This is a genomic window from Streptomyces sp. KR55, from assembly GCF_052245645.1.
Classification (GTDB): Bacteria; Actinomycetota; Actinomycetes; order Streptomycetales; family Streptomycetaceae; genus Streptomyces; species Streptomyces flavusporus.
In genome coordinates this window covers 1-2,639 of record NZ_JBQQCE010000786.1, presented here as the reverse complement: position 1 = coordinate 2,639, position 2,639 = coordinate 1, and the positions used below count along the sequence as shown (strand labels likewise).

Below are 2,639 nucleotides of genomic sequence, written 5' to 3'. Positions count from 1 at the left end.
CTGGAAGACGGGGTGCGCGGCCGTCGAGAACGACAGCGACAGCACCTCGACCAGGCGGTCGAAGGGCACGTCCTGGTAGAGCCCGGCCTCCTGGTCGGTCTCGCGGACCCGGCCGAGCATCTCGCGGAAGATGGGGTCGCCGCTGCTGTTGGTGCGCAGTGGCAGCAGGCCGACGAAGGGGCCCACGACTCCTTCCAGATCTCCGTCGGCGTCCACGCGCGGCAGCACGGTGCCGAGCGTCAGGTCGGTTCCCGCGCCGAGGCGGGCGAGGAGCATCGCGAGCGCCGCGTGCACCACCATGAAGGCCGTCGCGCCGATCGGTTCCGCCGTCTCCATGAGCCGCCGGTGGGTCTCGGCCCCCAGCTCCAGGGGCAGCGAACCGGCGACGTGGACGGGGTGCGGTGGCCGTGCGCGGTCCGTCGGCAGCGGTGTCTCGGCCGCCGCGCCCGCCAGTGTCTCCCGCCAGTAGGCGATCTGGTCGCCGATCAGACTCTCGTCGTCCTGTTCGCCCTTGAGCAGTTCCCTCTCCCACAGGGCGTAGTGCGGGAACTGGAGGGGCAGCGGGGCGCGCTCCGACGCGCGGCCTTCGCGGCGCGCGCCGTAGGCCGCCGCCAGGTCACGCACGAGGAGGTCCGACGAGGCGTCGTCCACGCCGATCCGGTGCAGGACGAGCAGGAGGACGTGCTCGGTGTCCGACAGTGCGAACAGGTACGGCGCCCACGGCGTCTCCTGCGCGAGGTCGAACCGGTGCCCGGAGTGGGTGGCGAGGAGGGCGGGCAGTTCGTCCTCGGTCGCCGGTATCACCGGCAGCGCGGGACGGGCGGCGTCCGGATCCAGGATGTGCTGGTGCAGTTCGCTGCCCACGGCGCCGACGAATCTCGTCCGCAGGATGTCGTGCCGGGCCGCGACGTCGCCCAGCGCGGCCCGGAGCGCCTCCCGGTCGAGCGCGCCGCCGAGCCGCAGCGCGACGGCCGTCTGCTGGGCGGCGCTGTGGGGGTTGGCCCGGGCCTTGCGCCAGGTGCTGAGCTGGTTCGCGGTGACGGGCACGTCCTGCTCGTGGTCGACCGCGCGCAACGGCGGGCGCACCTTCGAGCCGAGGATCCTCGCCACACCGATCGGGGTCGACGCGCCGAAGAAGTCCTTCATGACCAACTCGGCGCCCAGCTCCGTCCGGATCCGGCCGGCGAGATGCATGGCCAGCGCGGAGTTGCCGCCCAGGTCGAAGAAGTTGGAGTCCGCGCCCACGTGGTCGACCTGGAGGACTTCGGCGAACAGGTCGCAGAGAATCGCCTCGACCTCGCCGGCGGGCATCAGGTCGGAGGAACGCTCACCGAAGTCGGGGGCGGGCAGAGCGTTCCGGTCGAGCTTGCCGTTGGCGGTCAGCGGCAGTGCGTCGAGGACCATCACGGTCGCCGGGACCATGTAGTCGGGCAGCGACTTGGCCACGTGTTCGCGCAGGTGCTGCTGGTCGATGTCCTGCGCACCGGACACGACGTATCCGATGAGGCGCTTGTCGCCGGGCCGGTCCTCGCGTACGACGACGGCGGCCTGCGCGACATCGGGGTGCGCGGCGAGAACGGACTCGACCTCACCCGGCTCGACGCGGAAGCCGCGGATCTTGACCTGCTCGTCGGCGCGTCCGGCGAACTCCAGCAACCCGTCCGCCGTCCAGCGGGCCAGGTCGCCCGAGCGGTACATCCGCCCGCCCTCGGCGAACGGGCACGCCACAAAGCGTTCGGCGGTCAGGCCGGGGCGGTTGTCGTAGCCACGCGCCAGACCCGCGCCCGCCACATACAACTCCCCCACCGCCCCGACCGGAGCCGGCTGAAGGAAGTCGTCCAGGACGAAGACCTGGGCGTTGCCGATCGGCGATCCGATGGCCGGAGGCGCATCCTCCGGGCTGATGCCCTCCTCCAGCAGCGTCGCCGTCGAGATCACCGTCGCCTCGGTGGGGCCGTAGGTGTTCCAGACGCGAGCCTGCGCCCGCCAGCGGGCGGCCAGGCCGGCACTCAGGCGCTCGGCGCCCAGCACCCAGTTCTCCACACCGGGGACCTCGGCCGGGTCCAGCACGCCGAGCAGGGACGGGACGACGCTCGCGACCTGCACGCCCGCCGTACGGATCATCTCGGCGAGCGCGCTCGGTTGGATGCGTTCCTCGCCGGTGGCGACGGCCAGGGTGCCGCCGCCACCGAGGGTGACCGCGACGTCGAGCACCGCCGCGTCGAAACTGAACGACGCGAACTGCAACGCCACCGTGCCGGGTTCCACGCCGAGTACCGGGCGCATCACCTCGGCCAGGTTCGCCACCCCACCGTGCGCGACCGCCACGCCCTTCGGCCGACCTGTGGAGCCGGAGGTGTAGATGACGTAGGCGAGTTGGCTCGGATCAACGACCGTGTTCAGCGGTCCCGCCGGTGCTTCGGGCGTCTCCTCCAGCAGCACCACGTCCACGCCGGCCGACCCACCGTCCGACTCGTGCGTCAGCACCACGTCCACGCCGGCCGGCACCTGCCCCGCCGTCGCGGCCGTGGCCAGCACCACGGAGGCACCGCTGTCGCTGACCATGTAGGCCAGCCGATCCGCCGGATACTCCGGATCCAGCGGCACATACGCACCCCCGGCCTTCCACACCGCCAGCA

Annotated in this window: 1 protein-coding gene; it reads right to left on the bottom strand. The window is 72.2% G+C overall.

Annotated features, from left to right (window positions below; genetic code table 11):
- Positions 1–2,639: amino acid adenylation domain-containing protein (locus tag ACTWQJ_RS50055; protein WP_443312994.1), on the bottom strand; the 2,639-nt coding region annotated here is incomplete at both ends.